At 66.7% G+C, this 20,278-nt stretch carries 16 protein-coding genes and 1 riboswitch; of the genes, 9 read left to right on the top strand and 7 right to left on the bottom strand.

All coding sequences use genetic code 11. The features are described 5' to 3' along the window. Positions 1 to 79: 79 nt before the first annotated feature. Positions 80 to 310 (bottom strand): glutaredoxin family protein, encoded by a 231-nt coding sequence (locus ACUVWL_RS01700; RefSeq protein ID WP_049441297.1) that lies wholly within the window; start codon positions 308 to 310, stop codon positions 80 to 82. Positions 311 to 409: 99 nt separating this feature from the next. On the opposite strand from ACUVWL_RS01700, the gene ACUVWL_RS01695 reads away from it, so the two are divergent. After that, entirely contained in the window at positions 410 to 1,792 is a 1,383-nt protein-coding gene (locus ACUVWL_RS01695) for an L-serine ammonia-lyase (protein ID WP_006464040.1), read from the top strand. A 203-nt stretch (positions 1,793 to 1,995) separates the two neighbouring features. Next, the gene (locus ACUVWL_RS01690; RefSeq protein ID WP_445978770.1) at positions 1,996 to 2,991 is read left to right on the top strand and encodes an alpha/beta fold hydrolase; all 996 of its coding nucleotides are present in this window, start codon (positions 1,996 to 1,998) and stop codon (positions 2,989 to 2,991) included. A 110-nt stretch (positions 2,992 to 3,101) separates the two neighbouring features. On the opposite strand, the gene ACUVWL_RS01685 is transcribed toward ACUVWL_RS01690, so the two are convergent. The 3 genes from ACUVWL_RS01685 to metX are packed head-to-tail and all read right to left on the bottom strand — an operon-like array spanning position 3,102 to position 6,429. Then, on the bottom strand, positions 3,102 to 4,169 hold the full coding sequence (locus ACUVWL_RS01685) for a homoserine dehydrogenase (RefSeq protein WP_262088051.1): 1,068 nt from the start codon (positions 4,167 to 4,169) through the stop codon (positions 3,102 to 3,104). Beyond that, positions 4,166 to 5,401, bottom strand: a complete 1,236-nt coding sequence (locus tag ACUVWL_RS01680) for an O-succinylhomoserine (thiol)-lyase (protein WP_046432019.1) — start codon at positions 5,399 to 5,401, stop codon at positions 4,166 to 4,168. The genes ACUVWL_RS01685 and ACUVWL_RS01680 overlap by 4 nt, the downstream gene beginning before the upstream one ends. Then, entirely contained in the window at positions 5,398 to 6,429 is a 1,032-nt protein-coding gene (metX, locus tag ACUVWL_RS01675; protein ID WP_014648063.1) for a homoserine O-succinyltransferase MetX, read from the bottom strand. The genes ACUVWL_RS01680 and metX overlap by 4 nt, the downstream gene beginning before the upstream one ends. A gap of 77 nt (positions 6,430 to 6,506) precedes the next feature. After that, positions 6,507 to 6,625: riboswitch (SAM riboswitch) on the bottom strand. 148 nt (positions 6,626 to 6,773) lie between these two features. On the opposite strand from metX, the gene ACUVWL_RS01670 reads away from it, so the two are divergent. The 4 genes from ACUVWL_RS01670 (at position 6,774) to ACUVWL_RS01655 (ending at position 12,185) form a co-directional block, all read left to right on the top strand. Then, the gene (locus ACUVWL_RS01670; RefSeq protein WP_046432023.1) at positions 6,774 to 7,658 is read left to right on the top strand and encodes a M23 family metallopeptidase; all 885 of its coding nucleotides are present in this window, start codon (positions 6,774 to 6,776) and stop codon (positions 7,656 to 7,658) included. A gap of 66 nt (positions 7,659 to 7,724) precedes the next feature. Further along, positions 7,725 to 9,329, top strand: a complete 1,605-nt coding sequence (locus ACUVWL_RS01665; protein ID WP_014648065.1) for a peptide chain release factor 3 — start codon at positions 7,725 to 7,727, stop codon at positions 9,327 to 9,329. A 161-nt stretch (positions 9,330 to 9,490) separates the two neighbouring features. Beyond that, a complete protein-coding gene (gene trhA, locus ACUVWL_RS01660; RefSeq protein ID WP_005410682.1) occupies positions 9,491 to 10,129 on the top strand; it encodes a PAQR family membrane homeostasis protein TrhA in 639 nt (212 codons plus the stop codon). A gap of 82 nt (positions 10,130 to 10,211) precedes the next feature. Continuing rightward, positions 10,212 to 12,185: an AsmA family protein gene (locus tag ACUVWL_RS01655; RefSeq protein WP_262224542.1), complete on the top strand. Its 1,974-nt coding sequence runs from the start codon at positions 10,212 to 10,214 to the stop codon at positions 12,183 to 12,185. Positions 12,186 to 12,736: 551 nt separating this feature from the next. Here ACUVWL_RS01655 and ACUVWL_RS01650 read toward each other — a convergent pair. The 3 genes from ACUVWL_RS01650 to mtgA all read right to left on the bottom strand — a co-directional run bounded on the left by ACUVWL_RS01650 (position 12,737) and on the right by mtgA (position 14,961). After that, positions 12,737 to 13,168: a CBS domain-containing protein gene (locus tag ACUVWL_RS01650; protein ID WP_012511858.1), complete on the bottom strand. Its 432-nt coding sequence runs from the start codon at positions 13,166 to 13,168 to the stop codon at positions 12,737 to 12,739. Further along, a complete protein-coding gene (locus ACUVWL_RS01645) occupies positions 13,128 to 14,147 on the bottom strand; it encodes a glycosyltransferase family 2 protein (protein ID WP_142235283.1) in 1,020 nt (339 codons plus the stop codon). Before ACUVWL_RS01645 ends, ACUVWL_RS01650 begins: the two co-directional genes overlap by 41 nt. Positions 14,148 to 14,211: 64 nt before the next feature. After that, complete coding sequence (gene mtgA / locus ACUVWL_RS01640) at positions 14,212 to 14,961, bottom strand: monofunctional biosynthetic peptidoglycan transglycosylase (RefSeq protein ID WP_049441304.1); 750 nt, start codon at positions 14,959 to 14,961, stop codon at positions 14,212 to 14,214. A gap of 77 nt (positions 14,962 to 15,038) precedes the next feature. On the opposite strand from mtgA, the gene hslO reads away from it, so the two are divergent. The 3 genes from hslO to ACUVWL_RS01625 all read left to right on the top strand — a co-directional run bounded on the left by hslO (position 15,039) and on the right by ACUVWL_RS01625 (position 20,157). Continuing rightward, on the top strand, positions 15,039 to 15,932 hold the full coding sequence (gene hslO / locus ACUVWL_RS01635; protein ID WP_014648070.1) for an Hsp33 family molecular chaperone HslO: 894 nt from the start codon (positions 15,039 to 15,041) through the stop codon (positions 15,930 to 15,932). 116 nt (positions 15,933 to 16,048) lie between these two features. Continuing rightward, positions 16,049 to 16,897: an XOO1806 family protein gene (locus ACUVWL_RS01630; protein WP_445978769.1), complete on the top strand. Its 849-nt coding sequence runs from the start codon at positions 16,049 to 16,051 to the stop codon at positions 16,895 to 16,897. Positions 16,898 to 17,280: 383 nt separating this feature from the next. After that, entirely contained in the window at positions 17,281 to 20,157 is a 2,877-nt protein-coding gene (locus ACUVWL_RS01625) for a TonB-dependent receptor plug domain-containing protein (RefSeq protein WP_014648072.1), read from the top strand. Positions 20,158 to 20,278 lie beyond the last annotated feature (121 nt).

Raw genomic sequence — 20,278 nt, 5'->3', positions numbered from 1 at the left:
GGCATCGCAACGCATCCGGTAGTGCCGGCCGCTGGCCGGCATCACCGGGAACAGAGGAGTTGCCGGCCAGCGGCCGGCACTACCGATCGACGGCCAACCAGGCCTGCACCGTGGCCGCATCGAACGGCCAGTCCAGCTCGCGCTCGCCGCGCTCGTCGCGCAGCACCGGCACGCGCGTGCCATAGCGCGCTTCCAGCGCCGGCTGGTCATCCAGGAACACCGATTCGAACTCCGGCGCCCGCGCCTTGGCCAGCTCGGCCAGGGCCAGGTCGCACAGGTGGCAATCGTCACGCTGGATCAGGGTCAGCACCAGTCAGGCTCCCGTGGCGGAAATGCTGCGCCGCAGCCATCGGATGGCCCGGCAAGCCGCTAGAATAGCCGCTTGTCCGGTACCCGCAGTTTGGCATCCATGGCTGTCAGCACGTTCGACGTTTTCAAGATCGGCATTGGCCCGAGCTCCTCGCACACCGTCGGACCGATGAAGGCCGCCGAGCGATTCATCCATCGCTGGCTGCTCGACCCGGGTCGCCTGCACGAGGTCGCGCGCATCCGCGCCGATGTCTACGGCTCGCTGGCCTTGACCGGCCGCGGCCATGGCACCGACAAGGCGATCCTGCTGGGCCTGGAAGGCCAACGGCCTAACCTGATCGACCCGGACATCATTCCGGCCACCCTGGAGCGCATCCGCAGCAGCAAGCGCATCCAGCTGATGGGCCAGCACGAGATCGCCTTCGACGAGAAGCGCGATCTCGGCATGAACAAGCGCCAGAAGCTGCCCTACCACACCAACGGCATGCGCTTCACCGCGTACAACGCCGACGACGAAGTGATCGCCACCCGCGATTACTACTCGGTCGGTGGTGGCTTCGTGGTCAACCAGGACGACGCAGCCGATGACCGCATCGTGCCCGATGAAACCCCGCTGCCCTACCCGTTCAAGAGCGGCGACGAGCTGCTGGCACAGACCGCACGCAGCGGCCTGAGCATCGCCCAGCTGATGTTCGAGAACGAAAAGTGCTGGCGCAGCGAAGACGAGATCCGCGCCCAGCTGCGCGAGATCTGGAGCGCGATGCAGTCGTGCGTCACCCGCGGCATCCGCGAGGAGGGCGTGCTGCCGGGTGGCCTGAAGGTCGGCCGTCGTGCACCGGCGCTGTACCGCGAGCTGTCGTCGAAGCCGGAAGCGGCGATGCGCGATCCGCTGACGACGCTGGACTGGGTCAACCTGTACGCACTGGCAGTGAACGAAGAGAACGCTGCCGGTGGCCGCGTGGTGACCGCACCGACCAACGGTGCGGCCGGCGTACTGCCGGCGGTGCTGCATTACTTCGACCGCTTCTGCCCCGGCGCCAACGAACAGCGCGTGTTCGATTTCCTGCTGACCTCGGCGGCGATCGGCATCCTGTACAAGGAAAACGCTTCGATTTCCGGTGCCGAAGTGGGCTGCCAGGGCGAAGTGGGCGTGGCCTGCTCGATGGCGGCCGGTGGCCTGGTCGCGGCGCTGGGGGGCAACCCGAGCCAGATCGAGAACGCCGCGGAAATCGGCATGGAACACAACCTCGGCCTGACCTGTGACCCGATCGGCGGGCTGGTGCAGATCCCCTGCATCGAACGCAATGCGATGGGCGCGGTGAAGGCGATCAACGCCTCGCGCATGGCGATGCGTGGCGACGGCAAGCACAAGGTGTCGCTGGACAAGGTCATCAAGACCATGCGCGATACCGGCCGCGACATGCAGGACAAGTACAAGGAAACCAGCCGCGGTGGCCTGGCGGTGAACGTCATCGAGTGCTGAGGGCGACCGGCTCCGGCGCGATGGCGACGGGCCACAGGTAGAGTCGACTGTCAGTCGACCATCGCGCGCAGCGCGGGATTTCCGCGGCCTGAGGGAAGAGCAGTCGACCAACAGTCGACTCTACCCGGTCACCCTTGCCCGTACGGGCGACACCGTCACCGCGTTCCGGTTAGGCTCGGGGCTTCCCCACCCCGGATTGCCCCATGCGCGTGATCGCTGCCGCCCTGCTTGCCTGCCTTCCGCTGGCCGCCCTGGCCGCCCCCACCTACGGGCCTCGGCTGGAGGGTTTCGACTACGGCTATCCGGTGAAGACCTTCGCGCTGGAATCGCAGCGGCAGCCGCTGGAGATGGCCTACCTGGACATCGCGCCGAAGAAGGCACCCATCGGCGTGGTGGTGCTGCTGCACGGCAAGAACTTCTGTGCCGCCACCTGGAAGGAATCGATCAAGCCACTGGTTGCCGCCGGCTACCGGGTGATTGCCCCGGACCAGGTGGGCTTCTGCAAATCCAGCAAGCCCGAGCGTTACCAGTATTCGTTCGCGCAGCTGGCCGCCAACACCCATGCCCTGCTGCAACAGCTGCAACTGGGTGACGTCCCGGTGCACCTGGTCGGTCATTCGATGGGCGGCATGCTGGCGGTGCGCTACGCGCTGATGTTCCCGCAGGACCTGCGCAGCCTGTCGCTGGTCAATCCGATCGGGCTGGAGGACTGGAAGGCGCTGGGCGTCCCCTGGCGCAGCGTCGACGCGTGGTACGCCGGCGAAATGAACATCAGCTATGACAGCATCCGCCGCTACCAGCTGGAGGTGTACTACGACGGCAAATGGAAACCGGCCTACGAACCGTGGGCGCGGATGCAGTCTGGCATGTACGAAGGCCCGGGCAAGCAGGCCGTTGCATGGAGCCAGGCGCTGGCCTCGGACATGGTGTTCAACCAGTCGGTGGTCTACGAACTGAAGCACCTGCAGGTGCCGACCACGCTTTTCATCGGCCAGAAGGACCGCACCGCGATCGGGCGCGACCTGGCGCCGCCTGCGGTGAAGGCGACGCTGGGCAATTATCCGGTGCTGGGCAAAGCAGCGGCCGCAGCGATTCCCGGCGCGACGCTGGTCGAGTTCGCCGAACTGGGCCATTCGCCGCAGGTGCAGGACCCCAAGCAGTTCAACAGCGCGTTGTTGAAGGCCCTGAAGTCCCGCTGACCGGCAGGCGTGCCCTCTGTAGAGCCGAGCCCACGCTCGGCTCATGCGGCAGGACCGGGGTTCTGTCAGGAGCAGCCGAGCGTGGGCTCGGCGCTACAGGAACAATGCGATCAACCCACGATCCGCAGCACGTCATCCAGCAACGCAGCCGCAGTGACTTCCGCGCCGGCACCCGGCCCCTGGATCAACAAGGGTTGGTGGCGGTAGCGATCGCTGTGGATGGCCACGCGGTTGTCGGTGCCGGCACCCTGCGCCAGCGGATGATCGGCCGGCAGTTCGCGCAGGCCCACCTGCGCACCTTCGCTGTCAACACGGCCAACGAAACGCAGCACGCGGCCGTTGTCACGTGCCTGCTGCCAACGCGCCTGCAGCGGCGCATCCAGCTGCTCCAAGGCAGCCACGGCATCCTCCAGCGGCAACGCTGCCAGCGCTTCAGGCACCAGTGAATCCACCTGTACCTGCGACGCATCCAGCGCCAGCCCGCTGCTGCGCGCCAGGATCAGCAGCTTGCGGCGCACGTCCTCGCCGGACAGGTCCAGGCGCGGGTCTGGCTCGGTATAACCGGCCGCCAGCGCCTCGCGCACCGCCGCCGAGAACGGCGACTGGCCGTCATAGCGATGGAACAGCCACGCCAGCGAGCCGGACAGCACGCCCTCGATGGCATGGATGTGATCGCCACCGGCCACCAGCGCGCGCAGGCTGCTCAACAGCGGCAGCCCGGCACCAACGGTGGCACTGTCGCCATAACGCGCGCCACTGTCGGCACAGCTTTCGGCAATGGCCCGCGCGCGGGCGAGCTGCGCGCCCCGGCCCAGCTTGTTGGCGGTCACCACATGCACGCCGCGCGCCAGCCATTGCACGTGACGGGCGGCCACGTCTTCACTGGCCGTGGCATCGACCACCACGTCGCCACGCTCCAGCCCTTCGGCGCTCGCCCATGGTGGCGAACTGTGGCCATCGCGGGGGGCTCGACGTGCCAGTTCCAAGGGCAGCGCCAGGTCGCGATCGATCTCCAGCGCGGTGCGCGAGTTGGCCAGCCATTGCACGCTGGGCAGTTCCAACCCGCGTGCCTGCAGCGCCTGGTAGCGCTGTACGAAGGCCGAACCGACCGTGCCCGTACCGAGCAGCGCCAGGCGTCCCGCCCCCAGCGCAGGAATGTCAGCGGCGAGTGCGCTCATGCGTCCACCACCTGTTTGCGGCGGGCGGCCGCATCGATCACCGCTTCGGCGCGCTGCAGCGCGGCGCCGAGATCGGCCAGCAGGTCACGCTCGGCCTCGATGCCGACCGACAGGCGCAGCAGCCCTTCGCTGATGCCGGCGGCTGCACGCGCTTCGGCGGTCATCGCCGCATGAGTCATCGTGGCCGGATGTGCGATCAGGCTTTCGACGCCGCCCAGCGATTCGGCCAGGGTGAAACAGCGTAGCCCGTCCACAAATGCACGCACCGCCGCATGCGGATCATCACCGGCGCAGTGCGCCAGTTCGAATGACAGCATCGCGCCGAAGCCATTCTGCTGGCGCGCGGCGATGGCGTGGCCCGGGTGATCGGCCAGGCCCGGGTAGTACACCGCGCCGACCGCCGGATGCTGGTCCAGCAGGGCAACGATCGACGCCGTGTTTTCCTGGTGCACGCGCAGGCGCGCATCCAGCGTGCGCAGGCCGCGCAGGGTCAGGAAGGCATCGAACGGCGAACCGGTCAGGCCCAGCGCGTTACCCCACCACACCAGCTGCTCGTGCAGCGCCGGATCGCGCGCGACCACCGCCCCACCCACCACATCGCTGTGGCCATTGATGTACTTGGTGGTGGAATGCAGCACCAGGTCCGCACCAAACGACAGCGGCTGCTGCAGCGCCGGTGACAGGAAGGTGTTGTCGACCACCACGAGGGCACCGGCCTTGTGCGCGGCATCGATGACGAAGCGCAGGTCGGTGATGCGCAGCAGCGGGTTGGACGGGGTTTCCACCAGCACCAGCTTTGGCTGCGTGGCCAGCGCCTGCGCCAGCGCTCGCGGATCGGTCAGGTCGGCGGTGACCAGTTCGAAGTGGCCCTTCTTTGCCAACGCGTTGAACAACCGCCAGCTGCCGCCGTAGGCATCGTGCGGCACCACCAGGGTGTCGCCCGGCTGCAGCAGCGCGTTCAGCACCAGGTTGATCGCGCCCATGCCGGTCGCGGTGATGACGCCGCCGGCGCCGCCTTCCAGTTCGGCCAGCGCTTCACCCAGCAGGTCGCGGGTCGGGTTGCCACTGCGCGTGTAATCGTACTGGCGCTTGTTGCCGAAGCCTTCAAAACTGAAGTTCGACGACAGCACGATCGGCGGCGTGACCGCGCCATGCGCGGTGTCCCGATCGATGCCGGCACGGACGGCGGCAGTGGTACGACTACAGGACGGCTCGTTGGCGTGCAGGCTCATGCGGACTCTCCAGAAGTGCGGAAGGCGGTGGCGAGGATCGCATCGATGCGATCGGTTTCTTTGAGGAAGGCATCGTGGCCATAGGGCGAGCGCAGCACGCGCAGGCTGCCGCGCGGGCCCAGCCCTTCGACCAGGCCGACCAGGTCGGCCAGCGGCACCAGGCGGTCGCCCTCCACGGCCACCACCACGGTCGGCGGCAGGATCGCGGTGGGATCGACGCGGTGCAGGTCGATTGATTCGGACAGGCGCAGGTAAGCGGTCACCGGCGTGCGCGCGACGTACTGCGCACCGGCCGCGTCGAGATAGTCTTCGGCAGCCACGCGCACGCGGCCATTGATGACCTCCGGCGCAGCATCAAAGCGCTCGCCGAACTCTTCCGGGGTGCGGTAGCTGAGCATGGCGAACTGCCGGGCCAGGGCCAGGCCGTGGTCTTCGCCGCACTGCAGCTGGCCCAGCGCGACCGCGCGGCGCTGCAATGCGCGCCAGGCGGCGGCATACGGATGCGGTCGGTGCGCACCGCTGGCCAGCACCAGCTGGCGCACGCGGGCACGATGACGGATCGCGAACTGCTGGCCGACCAGCGCGCCATACGAATAGCCAACGAAGGCCTTCAGCGTGCGGATGCCGAGATGGTCCAGCAGCAGCGCCAAGGCATCGGCCTGGTCGGCGGTATCGATCGGCACATCCAGTGCACCGTCGGCGCCGATGAAGTCGAAGGCCAGCACGCGCAGCTGCTGCGGATCCAGCGCGCGGCCGCTGCCCACCAGGTCTTCGGCCCAGCCCTTCTCGCGGAACTGCGTGTTGGACGCCACGTGGCGATGGGCGGAAATGCCGCCGGCCAGCACCACCACCGGTGCATTGGCCGGACCGACCCACTCATAGCGCAGGCGCACCGGGCTGGGGCCGGCGTGGCGCATCGACAGCACCGCGGCGAACTCACCGCGCTCGGCATGCACGCGGTCTTCGACCGGCACGCTGACGGGGACAAAGGGTTCGGGGCGAATGGCGGTACTGGCGGCGAAGCTCATGGCGGGATCCGGTTGGGGAATCGGCCATCGAGCCTTCGCGGGGCCCGCGTTCGAGATGCACGTGTGGTGCATGGTTCGAACCATCTTTCGGTGGACGCCACGGTCCCCGCAGGATTTGGCACCTACGCAGGCGCTTGCGCGCCTGCGGGCTGCCCCGGCTTCAAAGGGCCTGTCCCTCTGCCGGTCTCGATGGTGGGGCCACGATGCCAGCCCTTTCCGGCACTGTCAATCCCTTCATGCGGATAAAGCGATGAATATTCTTGGGACAGCTATGCGAAGGCCGTCCCGGTCGCCCTGTTCAGGATCGGGTACAGTCCGGGCGGTCCATTCCGCTGGAAACGCCGATGTCGCGCCTGCCCCTGTCCTGCCTGCTGCTGCCTCTGCTGGCGAGCGCGACCGCACACGCCGGCGACTGGCGCCAGGGCTGGGGACTGGCTCCCCCTTCCGCCCCGGCCACCCGCGCAGGCAGTGCCGAGGGCGCCGCCCCCATGGCCCAATTGCGCCTGCAGCCGGTCGGTACGCAATGGCAGGCCCGGATCGACAACGGGCTGGCAGGGCCGCTGCAGATCCAGCTGCGCGCCGCCCCCGGGCACCCGGTCGAAGGCCTCCCGGTCGAGTCGCTGATCCAGGGCGACAGCAGCCTGGTAGTCGGCCACCTGCCCGCCCCGATCGATGGCCGCATGCTGGATCTGCGCCTGCAGTCGGTGCCGGGCAACCCGGCCGCACAGGCCGAAGATGTCGCCTACCGCCTGCCATTCGATGCGGCGCGCCTGCGCGTGGACCAGGCGCCGCAGGGACGATTCAGCCATGACGACGAGGAGAACCGCGACGCGGTCGACTTCGCACTGCCGGAGGGCACCCTGGTGCTGGCCGCGCGCGAGGGTACGGTGATGCAGATCCAGGATGGCTTCCGTGGCAACGGCCAGGACCGCGAACGCGATGGTGCCCGCGCCAACTTCATCCGCGTGCTGCACAGCGACGGCAGCATGGCGCTGTACGGCCACCTGCAGGCCGGCGGCATGCGCGTGCGTCGTGGCCAGGCGATAGGCGCCGGACAGCCGATCGGCCTGTCTGGCAACAGCGGCTATAGCAGTGCCCCGCACCTGCACTTCGTGGTGCAGGTCAATCGCGGCATGGGCCTGCGCTCGGTGCCGGTGCGCATCTTCGCCGAGCAGGGCCAGCTGCAGTTCGCCCGCCAGGGCGAGGCCGAAGGCGGTACCGGGCGCTGACCGCCCCCGGCCGGTATAATCGGGCGCTTATCTCTTTGAAAAGCGCCCCGGGCGGGCGCCACTGCCATGTCCGAAGTCGCCAACGAAGCGTCGCGTCGCCGCACCTTCGCCATCATTTCCCACCCTGACGCCGGCAAGACCACGCTGACCGAAAAGCTGCTGCTGTTCGGGGGCGCGATCCAGATGGCCGGTTCGGTCAAGGGCCGCAAGGCTGCCCGCCACGCCACCTCCGACTGGATGGCGCTGGAAAAGGAGCGCGGCATCTCCGTCACCTCCTCGGTGATGCAGTTCCCGTATGAAGGCAAGATCGTCAACCTGCTCGACACCCCCGGCCACGCCGACTTCGGCGAAGACACCTACCGCGTGCTGACCGCGGTGGACTCGGCGCTGATGGTGATCGACGTGGCCAAGGGCGTGGAAGAGCGCACCATCAAGCTGATGGAAGTGTGCCGCCTGCGCGACACCCCGATCATGACCTTCATCAACAAGCTCGACCGCGAGGGCAAGGACCCGATCGAGCTGCTGGATGAAGTGGAAACCGTGCTCGGCATCCAGTGTGCGCCGGTCACCTGGCCGATCGGCATGGGCCAGCGCCTGAAGGGCGTGGTCCACCTGCTGACCGGCGAAGTGCACCTGTACGAACCGGGCCGCAACTTCACCCGCCAGGACTCGACCATTTTCCCGTCCATCGATGCTCCCGGCCTGGCCGAGAAGATCGGTGCACAGATGCTGGCCGACCTGCGCGACGAGCTGGAACTGGTGCAGGGCGCCAGCCACCCGTTCGACCTGCAGGCCTACCGCGAGGGCAAGCAGACGCCGGTGTTCTTCGGCTCGGGCGTCAACAACTTCGGCGTGCAGCCGCTGCTGGACTTCTTCGTCGAACACGCACCCGCACCGCAGGCGCGCTCCACCACCGGCCGCGAGATCGCCCCGGAAGAAAACAAGCTGACCGGCTTCGTGTTCAAGATCCAGGCCAACATGGACCCGCAGCACCGCGACCGCGTGGCCTTCATGCGGGTCTGCTCGGGCCGCTTCAGCGCCGGCATGAAGACCTTCCACGTGCGTACCGGCAAGGAAATGAAGCTGGCCAACGCGCTGACCTTCATGGCCAGCGACCGCGAAATCGCCGCCGAGGCGTGGCCGGGCGATGTGATCGGCATCCACAACCACGGCACCATCTCCATTGGCGATACCTTCACCGAAGGCGAAGCGGTCACCTTCACCGGGATCCCCAACTTCGCCCCGGAACTGTTCCGCCGCGCCCGCCTGCGCGATCCGCTCAAGCTCAAGCAGCTGCAGAAGGGCCTGGCCCAGCTGTCCGAGGAAGGCGCGACCCAGTTCTTCCGCCCGCTCACCAGCAACGACCTGATCCTGGGTGCCGTCGGCGTGCTGCAGTTCGACGTGGCCGCCTACCGCCTGAAGGACGAGTACGGCGTGGAAGCCACCTTCGAGCCGGTGAGCGTGACCACTGCGCGCTGGGTCCACTGCAGCAACGAGAAGAAGCTGGAAGAGTTCCGCGAGAAGAACGCGCTGAACCTGGCGCTGGATGCCGCCGGGCACCTGGTCTACCTGGCGCCGACCCGGGTCAACCTGCAGCTGGCCCAGGAACGCTCGCCGGACGTGCGCTTCTCTGCCACCCGCGAAGCGGCGCATACCGTTTCGGCAGGCTGATGCCACGGGGTCGGATCCCTTTCCGGCAGGAAAGGGCTATGACCTCAGCCAAGGCAAGGCAGGCATTCACACACCATACGGTGACAGGCGTGCACGCATCGCCCATCGCGGCGATGATAGGGGGGGTGCGGGTCCCCCTCCCCGCGAACAATGCCTACGCCATGTCCACGACGTCCATTGCTTCGATCCGTGAAGAAATCGCCAGCGCCCTGACCCATGGCCTGGGCGCGGTATTCGCCCTGGCCGCCAGCGCGGTGTTGATCACCCTGGCGGCGATCTACGGCGACGGCTGGCAGCTGGCCAGCGCGATCGTATTCGGTATCGCGCTGTTGCTGCTGTACACCGCCTCCACGCTGTACCACGCCATCCAGCATCCGGTCGCCAAGGGCCGGTTGAAGGTGTTCGACCATTGCGCGATCTATGTGCTGATCGCGGGCACCTATACCCCGTTCACCCTGATCGGCCTGCGCGGTCCGTGGGGCTGGGGCCTGTTCACCGCGATCTGGGCGCTGGCGCTGGGCGGCGTGGTGTTCAAGCTGTTCTACACCGGCCGCTTCAAGGTGCTCTCAACGGTGATCTACATCGCCATGGGCTGGCTGGTGGTCGTGGCGATCAAGCCGATGTGGGCCTCGATCGATGGCGGCACCCTCACCTGGCTGTTCGCCGGCGGCCTGTCGTACACGCTGGGGACCTATTTCTACCACCGTGAATCGATCCCGTACTCGCATGCCATCTGGCACCTGTTCGTGATCGGCGGCAGCGTCTGCCACTTCGTCGCGGTCACCATGCAGGTGCTGTAACGGCCGCTCGACGGCAGCGCGTGCACACCATGCACATGGTCGCTTCGCGCCCTGTCCACGAAGAGGGGGCAACCATGGCAGCGTGAATGCTGCCGCCTCCCCTGCCGCAAAGCGCACGCCCCGCTGGCGCCTCCGCCGCCCCGGCCCACGAGGCCGGCGCTGGCTCACGATCCTGATCTTCCTGCTGGCGGCGATCCTGGTACTGATCGCGTTGTGGGACTGGAACTGGTTCAAGGGGCCGGTGGAGCGCGCGGTGCAGGCACGCACCGGCCGCGTGCTGCACATCGGGAACCTTGATGTCGACCTCGGCCGCACCAGCACGATCCGCGCCGATGCGGTCACCTTCGCCAATGCCAGCTGGGCGAAACAACCCGATATGGCCAGTGCCGACCGCGTCGAGATCGACGTGCGGGTCTGGCCCCTGCTGCGCGGCAGCGTGCAGCTGCCCGAAGTGCGCCTGACCCGGCCGGACGTGCTGCTGGAAACCGCCCCGCGCAAGGGCGAACCGGGCAACTGGGATTTCCTCGGTGACAGCGCCGGCGGGACCAGCCCCCAGCTCAAACGGCTGCGCGTCGATGACGGTCGCCTGCAGTTCCTCGATGCGCTCGGCCGCACCGATATCCGCGTGGACGTGCGCAGCGGCCAGCCGAAACAGGCCGACGCGGCGCCACCGCTGCTGGTGCAGGGCAAGGGACGCTGGCGGGGCAATCCGTTCACCCTGCGCGGTGGTACTGAATCACCGCTGGAGCTGACCGACAGCGGCCACCCGTTCCGCATCCACCTCGACGGTCGTGCTGGCGCCACCCACGCCGTCGCCAGCGGCACATTGACCAATCCCTTCCAGCTGCGCGTGTTCGACCTGCAGTTCGCGCTCAGCGGCCAGGACCTGGCCGACCTCTACCCCTTGCTCGGCATCGCCATTCCGCCGTCCCCGCCCTACGCGTTGAATGGTCGGCTCAAGCGTGACCACGACCTTTGGCGTTACGAGCAGTTCACCGGCAAGGTCGGCGACAGCGACCTCGGTGGCAACCTGCAGTTCGAAGTGGGAGGCGCGCGCCCGCGACTGACCGCCACGCTGGAATCCAGACGCCTGGACTTCGATGACCTGGCCGGCTTCGTCGGTGCGCCACCGAAGACCGGCGGCGGCGAAACCGCCAATGCAGAGCAGAAGGCCGAGGCCGCACGGGTCGCCGCGCGTGCGCGTGTGTTGCCGGACACGCCCTACAACCTCGGCAAGCTGCGTGCGATGGATGCCGACGTGCGTTGGAAAGCCCACCGCATCAACGCGCCGTCATTGCCATTGGACGACATGGATGCACACCTGTTGCTGGACGACGGTGTGCTGCGGCTGGACCCACTGAACTTCGGCGTCGCCGGCGGCGACATCCGCAGCACGATCCGCATGGACGCGCGCCAGCCGCAGATCAGTACCGCGCTGAAGGCCAGTGTGCGCGGCGTGCAGCTTGGCCAGTTGTTCCCCGACGCCAAGCTGGCCGAACAGGCCAAGGGTGGCATCGGCGGCGAGGTGGACCTGAGTGGCCGCGGCAATTCGATCGCCGCGATGCTCGGCAGCAGCAGCGGCAAGGTCGGCCTGGCAATGGGCCGTGGCCATGTCGGCAACCTGGTGATGGAACTGGCCGGCCTGGACATCACCGAGTCGCTGAAATTCCTGGTGACCGGCGACAAGCAGATCCCCCTGCGTTGCGCCTTCGCCGACTTCGGCGTGCGCGACGGCCTGATGACCAGCCAGGCGTTGGCGGTGGATACCACCGACACGATCCTCATCGGCGAAGGCACGGTCAGCCTGCGCGACGAGAGCCTGGACCTCCTGTTGAAGCCACGCCCGAAGGACAAGAGCATCCTGGTGCTGCGCTCGCCACTGCACATCGCCGGCACTTTCAAGGACCCGTCGTTCCGCCCGGACTTCAAGGCGCTGGGCATCCGCGGCGCGGTGGCCCTGGCACTGGGCAGCATCGCCCCGCCGGCGGCATTGCTGGCAACCATCGAACTGGGGCCGGGCAAGGATGCCGACTGCGGGGGGCAGTATGCGAAGTAGGAGCGTTCGTTCGTGGCGCCTGGATTGGTCGTGGTTTGAGGGGGACGAGTGACAGTTTCCTGCGCGCGCGGAACGAGAGCGGAAATTCAAAGTCAAAAGAAAAAAGCAAAGTCAAAAGCTGTTGCCAACCAAGGTTGGCAGCTACCAAAGGCAGTCAACCGACGGGCAACCCACCGCACTCGCGGGACGAGTCCTGAGGCGGAGTGCATGGCCGTGCAGGACCGTTGGCGCCATGGGCCCGAGGCATGCCTCGGGCGGGTTGGGCAAGACGCCCAACCCCGGTCTTGCCGTGTGCGCAGGACAGCGCACACGAGCAAGGCGCCATCGAGCCCCCATGGGTGAGGGCGCTTTGCTTGCGAAGCACTGCTTCGCAAGCGCCCGAACGCACAGCCGCCAGCGGCTGGGCCGGACCGCGGAGCGGGGTTTACGGCGTGTCCTGCATGGCCATGCCCTCCGCCTCCCCCGCATCAGGAAGGCGCTGCTTTGGCTTTGGCTTTGGCTTTGAGCTTCGAAAAGCGGGCCGGCGGGCCGCAGGCCCGCCGGTGAACACCTCACCCCGCCACGATGTACTGCTGCAGCTGGTCCAGCTCGCGCCGCTGCGCATCAATCACCGACTTCACCAAGTCACCGATGGAGATCACCCCCAGCACCTGCGCGCCCTCCACCACCGGCAGATGGCGGATGCGGTAGTCGGTCACCAGTTGCAGGCAATGCTCCACCTGCTCACCGGGCGACACCGTCACCACCTGCGCCGTCATGATCTCCGCCACCGCGGTATCGCGCGATGAACGATCACGCAGCACGATCTTGCGCGCGTAGTCACGCTCGGACAGGATCCCGACCAGCCGCGGCCCGTCCATCACCAGTACCGCACCGATGCCCTTTTCCGCCATCAACCGGATCGCATCGATCACCGCCGCGTCCGGCGCGACCGCATGTACTTCAGGAGACTTGCCATCCAACAGCTGCCGTACCGTCGTCATCTGCCTGCCCTCCGAGGGTGGGTTGCAGGGCCGAGTCTGCCACGGCGGATGCTAGCCACGCGTCAACCAGGTACAACGGCCGCTGCTTGGACTCTTCGTACAGCCGCCCCAGGTACTCTCCCACCAGCCCCAGCGCGATCAACTGCACTCCCCCCAGGAACAGGATCACCGCCATCATCGTCGGCCAACCCGCCACCCGGTCGCCATACAGCGCCGCCTTCACGATCACCCACAGGCCGAACACGAACGCGACTGCGGCGGTTGCCAGTCCCAGGTAGGTGGCCGCCCGCAGCGGCACAGTCGAGAAGCCGGTGATGCCTTCGAGGGCGAAATTCCACAGCCGCCACAGGCTGAATTTGCTGGTGCCGGCCACGCGCGCGTGGCGGTGATAGGGCACGGCAATCCGCTTGAAGCCTACCCAGCTGAAAAGCCCCTTCATGAAACGGTGGCGCTCACGCATCCCGCGCAGGGCGTTCAGCGCGCGCGGGGACAGCAGGCGGAAATCTCCGGTATCGGCCGGGATCGGCGTACGCGACAGGCGACCCATCACCCGGTAGAACATCGCTGCCGTGGCGCGCTTGATCCAGGACTCGCCATCGCGGGCCATGCGCGTGCCGTAGACGTTGTCATGGCCCTCGCGCCAGCGCGCGACGAATTGCGGCACCAGCTCCGGCGGGTCCTGGCCGTCGGCATCGAGGATCATCGCTGCCCCCTCGTGCACCAGATCCAGGCCCGCGGTCAGCGCCGCCTCCTTGCCGAAGTTGCGCGACAGCTTCAGCGCCGAGACGCGCGCATCAGCCTTGGCCAACTCCGCGATCACCTCCCATGTGCGGTCATGACTGCCGTCATCCACATAGAGGATGTGGCCGTCGATGTCGGGCATGCCGTCCAGCACTGCGCACAGCCGTGGATGCAGCAGCGGTAATGCCAGGGCCTCGTTGTAGGCGGCGATGACAAAAGTGAGCCGTTCGCGGGTCATGCCCGGATTGTACATTGCCGGCCAGGCGCACGACCCGTCGCCCGCCGCTCACGCCACGCCTGCCTCAGTCCTCCGACAAGTATGACGCGCCTCCCAGCTGGCGCGCCTGGCGCTGGATCCATGCGGCGCGCCGCTGCACATACGGCCCCGGTGCGGCCGCGTTGTAGCGTCGCGGTGCCGGCAGTACCGCCGCCAGTCGCGCACTCTCGGCCGGGCTCAACCGGGCCGCGTCCTTGCCCCAGTATTTCTGGGCTGCCGCCTGCGCACCGTACACACCATCACCGAACTCGGCGATGTTGGCGTACATCTCCAGGATGCGCTCCTTCGGCCACAGCGCCTCGATCAGCACCGTGTACCAGACTTCCAGGCCCTTGCGGATCCAGCTGCGGCCCTGCCACAGGAACAGGTTCTTGGCCACCTGCTGGCTGATCGTGCTGGCGCCACGCAGGCGCCCTCCCCTGGCGTTATGGTCGCGGGCCTTTTCGATGGCCTGCAGATCGAAGCCATTGTGGTCGGGGAAGCGCTGGTCCTCGGCCGCCACCAGCGAGATCGGCAGGCTCGGCGCCATCTGGTCGAGGTCGCGCCACTGGTAATGCAGCCGATAGGACCAGTCCGCCTCGCCCAGCGCCTCGCCGTAGCGCCACAGCATCACCGTGGACACCGGCGGGTCGATGAACCGCAGCACCAGCACCTGCAGGCAGCTGAAAGCAGCCAGCAGCACCGGCAGCCACAGCAGCCGCCTCCAGCGCCAGCGCCGCCGGCGCGGCGCGGCCACCTCCGCCACTACCTTGTGCTGCTCTCCCGCTGCCCCCATTACTGGTGCATCCTTCTTCTGTCTGGTTGTCGGCGCATTATCCGGCAACCGCCCCCGTTTACGCGCGATGTGAGCCGATGACCGCCAACTCCGATTCCCTGATCCGTTTCCTGCTCCCCGACGCCGGCGTCCGCGGCGTGCATGTGCACCTGCAGGCCACCTGGCAGGAAATCCTGTCCCACGCCGTGTACCCGGACGCCGCTGCCGAGCTGCTCGGCGAGGCCTGTGTCGCCTCGGCCCTGTTCACCGGCCACACCAAGATCGACGGCCGCCTGTCAGTGCAGCTGCGCAGCAGCACTGCCCTGCGCACCCTGTTCGCCGAATGCACCGCGGGCGGCACCCTGCGTGGCATCGCCCAGCTCAGCGAAGGCGCCGACGCGCCGCGTGACCTGTCCAGCCTCGGCGATGACGCCATCCTCGCCATCACCATCGAGAACCCCGGCCTGGACCCGCGCGAGCCGCAGCGCTACCAGAGCCTGGTCGCGCTGACCGCGCCGGAACTGGACGAGGCCTTCGAGGACTACTTCCGCCAGTCGGAGCAGCTGCCCACCCGCCTGCTGCTGGCGGCCGACCGCAACGGTGCCGCCGGCCTGCTGCTGCAGAAACTGCCGGGCGACGAAGGCGACGAAGATGGCTGGGCGCGCGCCAGCGCCCTGTTCGAGACCCTGGGCAAGGCCGAACTGCTGGCGACCCCGGCCGAGCAGCTGCTGCACCGCCTGTTCCACGAGGAGCGGCCGGAGCTGCTGGGTGAAAAGCCGCTCTCCTTCGCCTGCTCCTGCTCGCGCGAGCGGGTGGCCGGCATGCTGCAGTCGCTGGGGGAAGAGGAGGCCCGAGCGGCCGCCGAGGACACTGGCGCCGTCGAGGTGCGTTGCGAATTCTGCGGACGCGAGTATCACTTTCCATTGACGGAGTTCGGCATACTGTTCCACGGCGCCCAGGGGGCTGTACCGGCGCCTGAACGACTTCAGTGAACGGCAGTCTTGTACCTGGGGAGGATCAAGGCTTGTTAAGAATTCATAAACACCCTAGGATCGAGTTCCCGTCCCCACGGGAACTTCCGTTGTCTGTCCCTGTCTGAACTGGTCCGATGCGTACCTTCCTGCGTCTACCGCTGGCCCTGCTGATCGCCCTTGGCGCGATCACGGGCGTGCATGCGCAGAGCAAGGACACCCGCACCGTGCTGCCGGTCTGGAACAAGGGCAGCGGCAAGGTCGAGGCGCTGCTGTACCTTGAGCCGACCGGCGAACAGGCGGCCGGCGCCCGCTGGCATTTCGGCCGCAACTCGCTGGACGCGGCCTTTGGCCTGTCCTCCGGCGATTCGCTGGGCCTGCTCTGCAACAGCAGCAGCGGCACCAGCATCAGCGGTCTGGCCAGCCATTGCATGCTGGCCAGCCTGGGCGACGAGGATGATCTGAACAGCCGTCGTTTCAGCGGTACCGCCGCGCTGAACCGCGGCAACAGCCGCCTGGGCATCACCGCCGGCACTGGCCGTGAAACCCTGCCCGCCTGGTTGTCGGGCCCGAACAAGGCGCCCTCGCTGCGTGCCGAGCAGAACGATCTGACCGTGTTCGCGCAGAAGAACATCGGTCGCGAAGGCTTCGTCTCCATCGCCGGTACCTACGCCAAGGCGCGCCTGGTTCCGCTGGCCGACGCCTCGCCGGCCATCGTCGATCGCTGGGACAGCAAGAGCCTGAGCATCGGCGCCGGTTACGGCAACTTCACCGGCAGCATCATCGGCCGCGTGGTCGACGTCCCGGGCAAGCCCGGCAAGTGGGAAGGCCTGGGCATCGGCCTGACCTGGCGTACCCCGTGGTCCGGCCAGCTCACCGTCGGCGCCGAGAATGTGATCAGCCGCGGCAAGAATCCGTTCTCCCCGCGCAACGAAAGCAACGACGACGGCACCGTGCCGTATGTGCGTTACGAACAGGATCTCTGATCCCGGTAAACAGGCTCAGCAACGATATTCCCAAAGGCGCCGAAAGGCGCCTTTTGCATGTGCAAGCCTGCCGCGCACTTGCGTAACCGGTATCGCCGCTGGGCAATGAAACGCTGCGCACCGACATAGTGAGATACATTTCAATCGAAACTTTTTTCATCATTCTGCGTTAACAAACGAGGCAGAGCGCCTTGACCATGCCGGTAAACTACTGATTGGCATGGGAAAAGCGCATCTTTACCAAAATCACAGGCTTGATTAACACAGCTTTAATTCTTGGCGAACGCCCGTTACTATCGGGTCAGCCTCGCGATTTGGGAGCGCTTTTTCGCTCCCCCGCCGGGCATTAACCCCAGCCAAGATTTCTTGGAGAGAGAGAGCCAATGAAACTCAAGTCCAGCCAGCTGCGTGACGCAGTTGTGATCGCGCTTGTCGCCGGTGCCACCACCGCGACGGCCCACGCCCAGGAAGCCACCAACCTCGACCGCATCGAGGTCACCGGTTCGCGCATCCGTCAGGTCGATACCGAAACCGCCCAGCCCGTTCTGAGCATCAGCCGCGCTTCGATCGAGAAGAGCGGTTTCAAGACGGTCGCCGACGTCCTGCAGAACATCGCCGCAGCCGGCAGCCCGGCCATCAGCCGTTCCGAGCCGCTGTCCTCCGGTGAAGCCGTCGGTGGCTTCTACATCGACCTGCGCAACCTCGGCGCCGAACGCACCCTGGTGCTGGTCGACGGCAAGCGCCTCGGCGCCAGCGTCAGCGGCCTGCAGGACGTGTCGCAGATTCCGTCGGCCATCGTCGAGCGCATCGACGTGTTGAAGGACGGCGCGTCGTCGATCTACGGCTCCGACGCGATCGCCGGTGTGATCAACATCATCACCCGCAAGAACTTCCAGGGCCTGGAAGCCAACGCCTACGTCGGCCAGTACGGCGAAGGCGACGGCCAGAAGACCAGCTACGACTTCGTGGCCGGCTTCACCGGTGACCGCGGTTCGATCACCATCGGCGCCGAGTACGCCGAAGAAAAGGAAGTGTGGGCCAAGGATCGCTGGTTCAGCCGTTATCCGCGCACCACCTTCCACCCGGCCCAGAACTGGAGCCCGGTCAGCCAGTGGGGCACCATCATCGATCCGGATACCGATGACTGGCTGGTGCTGAACCGCGGTGGCGACTACCGCGACGTCAACCAGTACCACGACCAGGACTTCGCCGGCATCACCGGTGACACCAGCAACTCCAATACGCAGATGCACCTGCTGACGCCGACCAAGCGTCGCTCGGTGTTCGCCAACGTCCAGTACGACCTGACCGACAACATCCGCTTCGTCTCCGACCTGCTGTACACCCGTCGTGAGTCGCAGGCCCAGGTCGCAGGCTATCCGTTGCAGTCTGCGTCGTATGAGCGCCTGGGTGCCAAGTGGGATGCCGACAGCTACTACAACCCCTTCGGCAAGGACATGGGCTTCATGCGCCGTGGCTGGGAAGTGCCGCGCCTGTCGACCAACAAGCTGACCACCTTCCGCTTCACCGGCGCCCTGCAGGGCAGCTTCCAGTTCAATGACAAGTACTTCGACTGGGAAGCCGGCTACATCTACCAGAACTCGGAGAACCAGCAGAGCCAGACCGGCAACTACAACGTGCTGGCGGTCAATGCCGCCACCGGCCCGTCGTTCTACAACCCGGCCACCGGCCGCGTCGAGTGCGGCACGGCAGCAGGCCTGGTCGATGGCTCCAACCCGATCTATGGCCCGGGCGCCGGCGGCTGCCTGCCGTGGAACCCGGCCATTCCGTACGGCCGTACCGGTGACGGTGGCCTGACCGGCAACCCGGATCTGCAGCAGTTCCTGTTCCCGACCACCAAGAACACCGGTGAAGTCACCACCAAGACCTACTACGCGAACATCGCCGGCAGCCTGTTCACCCTGCCCGCCGGCGACCTGGGCTTCGCGCTGGGTTACGAGTACCGCGAGGACAAGGGTTCGTACAATCCGGACGCCCTGTCGCAGACCGGCTACTCGACCGACCTGGCCGCCGGCCCGACCGGTGGTGGTTACGACGTCAACGAAGTCTATCTGGAGCTGAATGTTCCGATCCTGGCCGACCTGCCGGGTGCCAAGGAACTGAGCTTCAACGCCGCGACGCGCTACTCGAAGTACAGCACCTTCGGCAACACCACCAACAACAAGTTCGGCCTGAAGTGGAAGCCGATCGACCAGCTGCTGGTGCGTGCGACCTACGCCGAAGGCTTCCGTGCGCCGACCATCGACAATCTGTACGGTGGCAGCTCGCAGACCTTCGCGTACTTCACCGATCCGTGCGATACCGACTTCGGTTCGACCGGCCAGCCGGGCGTCGCTGCCCGTTGCGCCGCGGCCATCGGCCCGACCGCCAGCACCTTCCGCCAGCTGCGCCAGGGCTACGTGCCGGCCAGCGGTCCGGATGAGCAGACGCCGGACCCGTTCAACGCCGTCTCCAACCCGAACCTGACTCCGGAAAAGTCCAAGTCCAAGACCGTTGGCCTGGTGTGGAGCCCGACCTTCGCCCAGGGCCTGAACATGAGCCTGGACTGGTGGAACATCAAGATCACCAACACGATCGTCACCGACAGCCCGGATGACCAGCTGAACGACTGCTACGTGCTTGGCATCGCCGAGCGCTGCAACTCGTTCACCCGTGATCCGAACCGTCACAACGTGATCAACCTGACCTACGCACCGCGTAACGCCGGTTACCAGGAAACCGAAGGCTTCGACTTCGACGTGGCGTACCGCTTCGAGACCGACAGCTGGGGTACCTTCAACGCCAACCTGCAGAACAGCTACGTCACCAAGAACGTGCTGAAGACCACCAATGCGCAGCAGGTGCCGGTGTCGATCCTCAACGGCTTCGGCAGCAACTTCCGCCTGCGTTCGAACCTGGTGCTGGGCTGGGAGCGTGGCGACTGGGGCGTGACCTGGGGCACCCGTTACTTCTCCAGCGTCAAGGAGCGTTGCTACTACAGCGACGAGTGCAGCCTGCCGGACTTCGGTTCGCCGGATCCGGTGCGCGACCAGCCGATGAACAAGCGTGGTTCGACCATGTTCCACGACGTCCAGGTTTCCTGGAACGCACCGTGGAATGCGACCATCGCCGTCGGCGCACGTAACGTGTTCGACCACTACGGCCCGCAGATGTACTCGGCACCGAACTCGCAGTTCTCCTACTACGGTGGCTACGACATCGGTCGCTTCATGTACATGCAGTACAAGCAGAAGTTCTGATCGGCACTCTGATCAGCTGATGCAGCAACGGCCCCGCAAGGGGCCGTTGTTCTTTGTGGCGCATGGAAACAGCTGGCCAGGCACAACAAAAAAGGCCGCGGTGTCGCCGCGGCCTTGCTTC

This window comes from Stenotrophomonas muris, from assembly GCF_052751275.1.
The sequence above is the reverse complement of the archived record's forward strand: the minus strand, read 5'-3'. Positions and strand labels throughout refer to the sequence as shown.

Excerpts from the sequence above, each read along its gene's own strand:
- ACUVWL_RS01665 (WP_014648065.1), top strand. The coding sequence starts at position 7,725 with ATGTCCGAAGTCGCCAACGAAGCGTCGCGTCGCCGCACCTTCGCCATC.
- ACUVWL_RS01680 (WP_046432019.1), bottom strand. The coding sequence starts at position 5,401 with ATGAGCCTGCACGCCAACGAGCCGTCCTGTAGTCGTACCACTGCCGCC.
- trhA (WP_005410682.1), top strand. The coding sequence starts at position 9,491 with ATGTCCACGACGTCCATTGCTTCGATCCGTGAAGAAATCGCCAGCGCC.
- hslO (WP_014648070.1), top strand. The coding sequence starts at position 15,039 with ATGACCGCCAACTCCGATTCCCTGATCCGTTTCCTGCTCCCCGACGCC.
- ACUVWL_RS01625 (WP_014648072.1), top strand. The coding sequence starts at position 17,281 with ATGAAACTCAAGTCCAGCCAGCTGCGTGACGCAGTTGTGATCGCGCTT.
- ACUVWL_RS01695 (WP_006464040.1), top strand. The coding sequence starts at position 410 with ATGGCTGTCAGCACGTTCGACGTTTTCAAGATCGGCATTGGCCCGAGC.
- ACUVWL_RS01650 (WP_012511858.1), bottom strand. The coding sequence starts at position 13,168 with ATGACGACGGTACGGCAGCTGTTGGATGGCAAGTCTCCTGAAGTACAT.
- metX (WP_014648063.1), bottom strand. The coding sequence starts at position 6,429 with ATGAGCTTCGCCGCCAGTACCGCCATTCGCCCCGAACCCTTTGTCCCC.
- ACUVWL_RS01690 (WP_445978770.1), top strand. The coding sequence starts at position 1,996 with ATGCGCGTGATCGCTGCCGCCCTGCTTGCCTGCCTTCCGCTGGCCGCC.
- ACUVWL_RS01670 (WP_046432023.1), top strand. The coding sequence starts at position 6,774 with ATGTCGCGCCTGCCCCTGTCCTGCCTGCTGCTGCCTCTGCTGGCGAGC.
- ACUVWL_RS01685 (WP_262088051.1), bottom strand. The coding sequence starts at position 4,169 with ATGAGCGCACTCGCCGCTGACATTCCTGCGCTGGGGGCGGGACGCCTG.
- ACUVWL_RS01645 (WP_142235283.1), bottom strand. The coding sequence starts at position 14,147 with ATGACCCGCGAACGGCTCACTTTTGTCATCGCCGCCTACAACGAGGCC.
- ACUVWL_RS01630 (WP_445978769.1), top strand. The coding sequence starts at position 16,049 with ATGCGTACCTTCCTGCGTCTACCGCTGGCCCTGCTGATCGCCCTTGGC.
- mtgA (WP_049441304.1), bottom strand. The coding sequence starts at position 14,961 with ATGGGGGCAGCGGGAGAGCAGCACAAGGTAGTGGCGGAGGTGGCCGCG.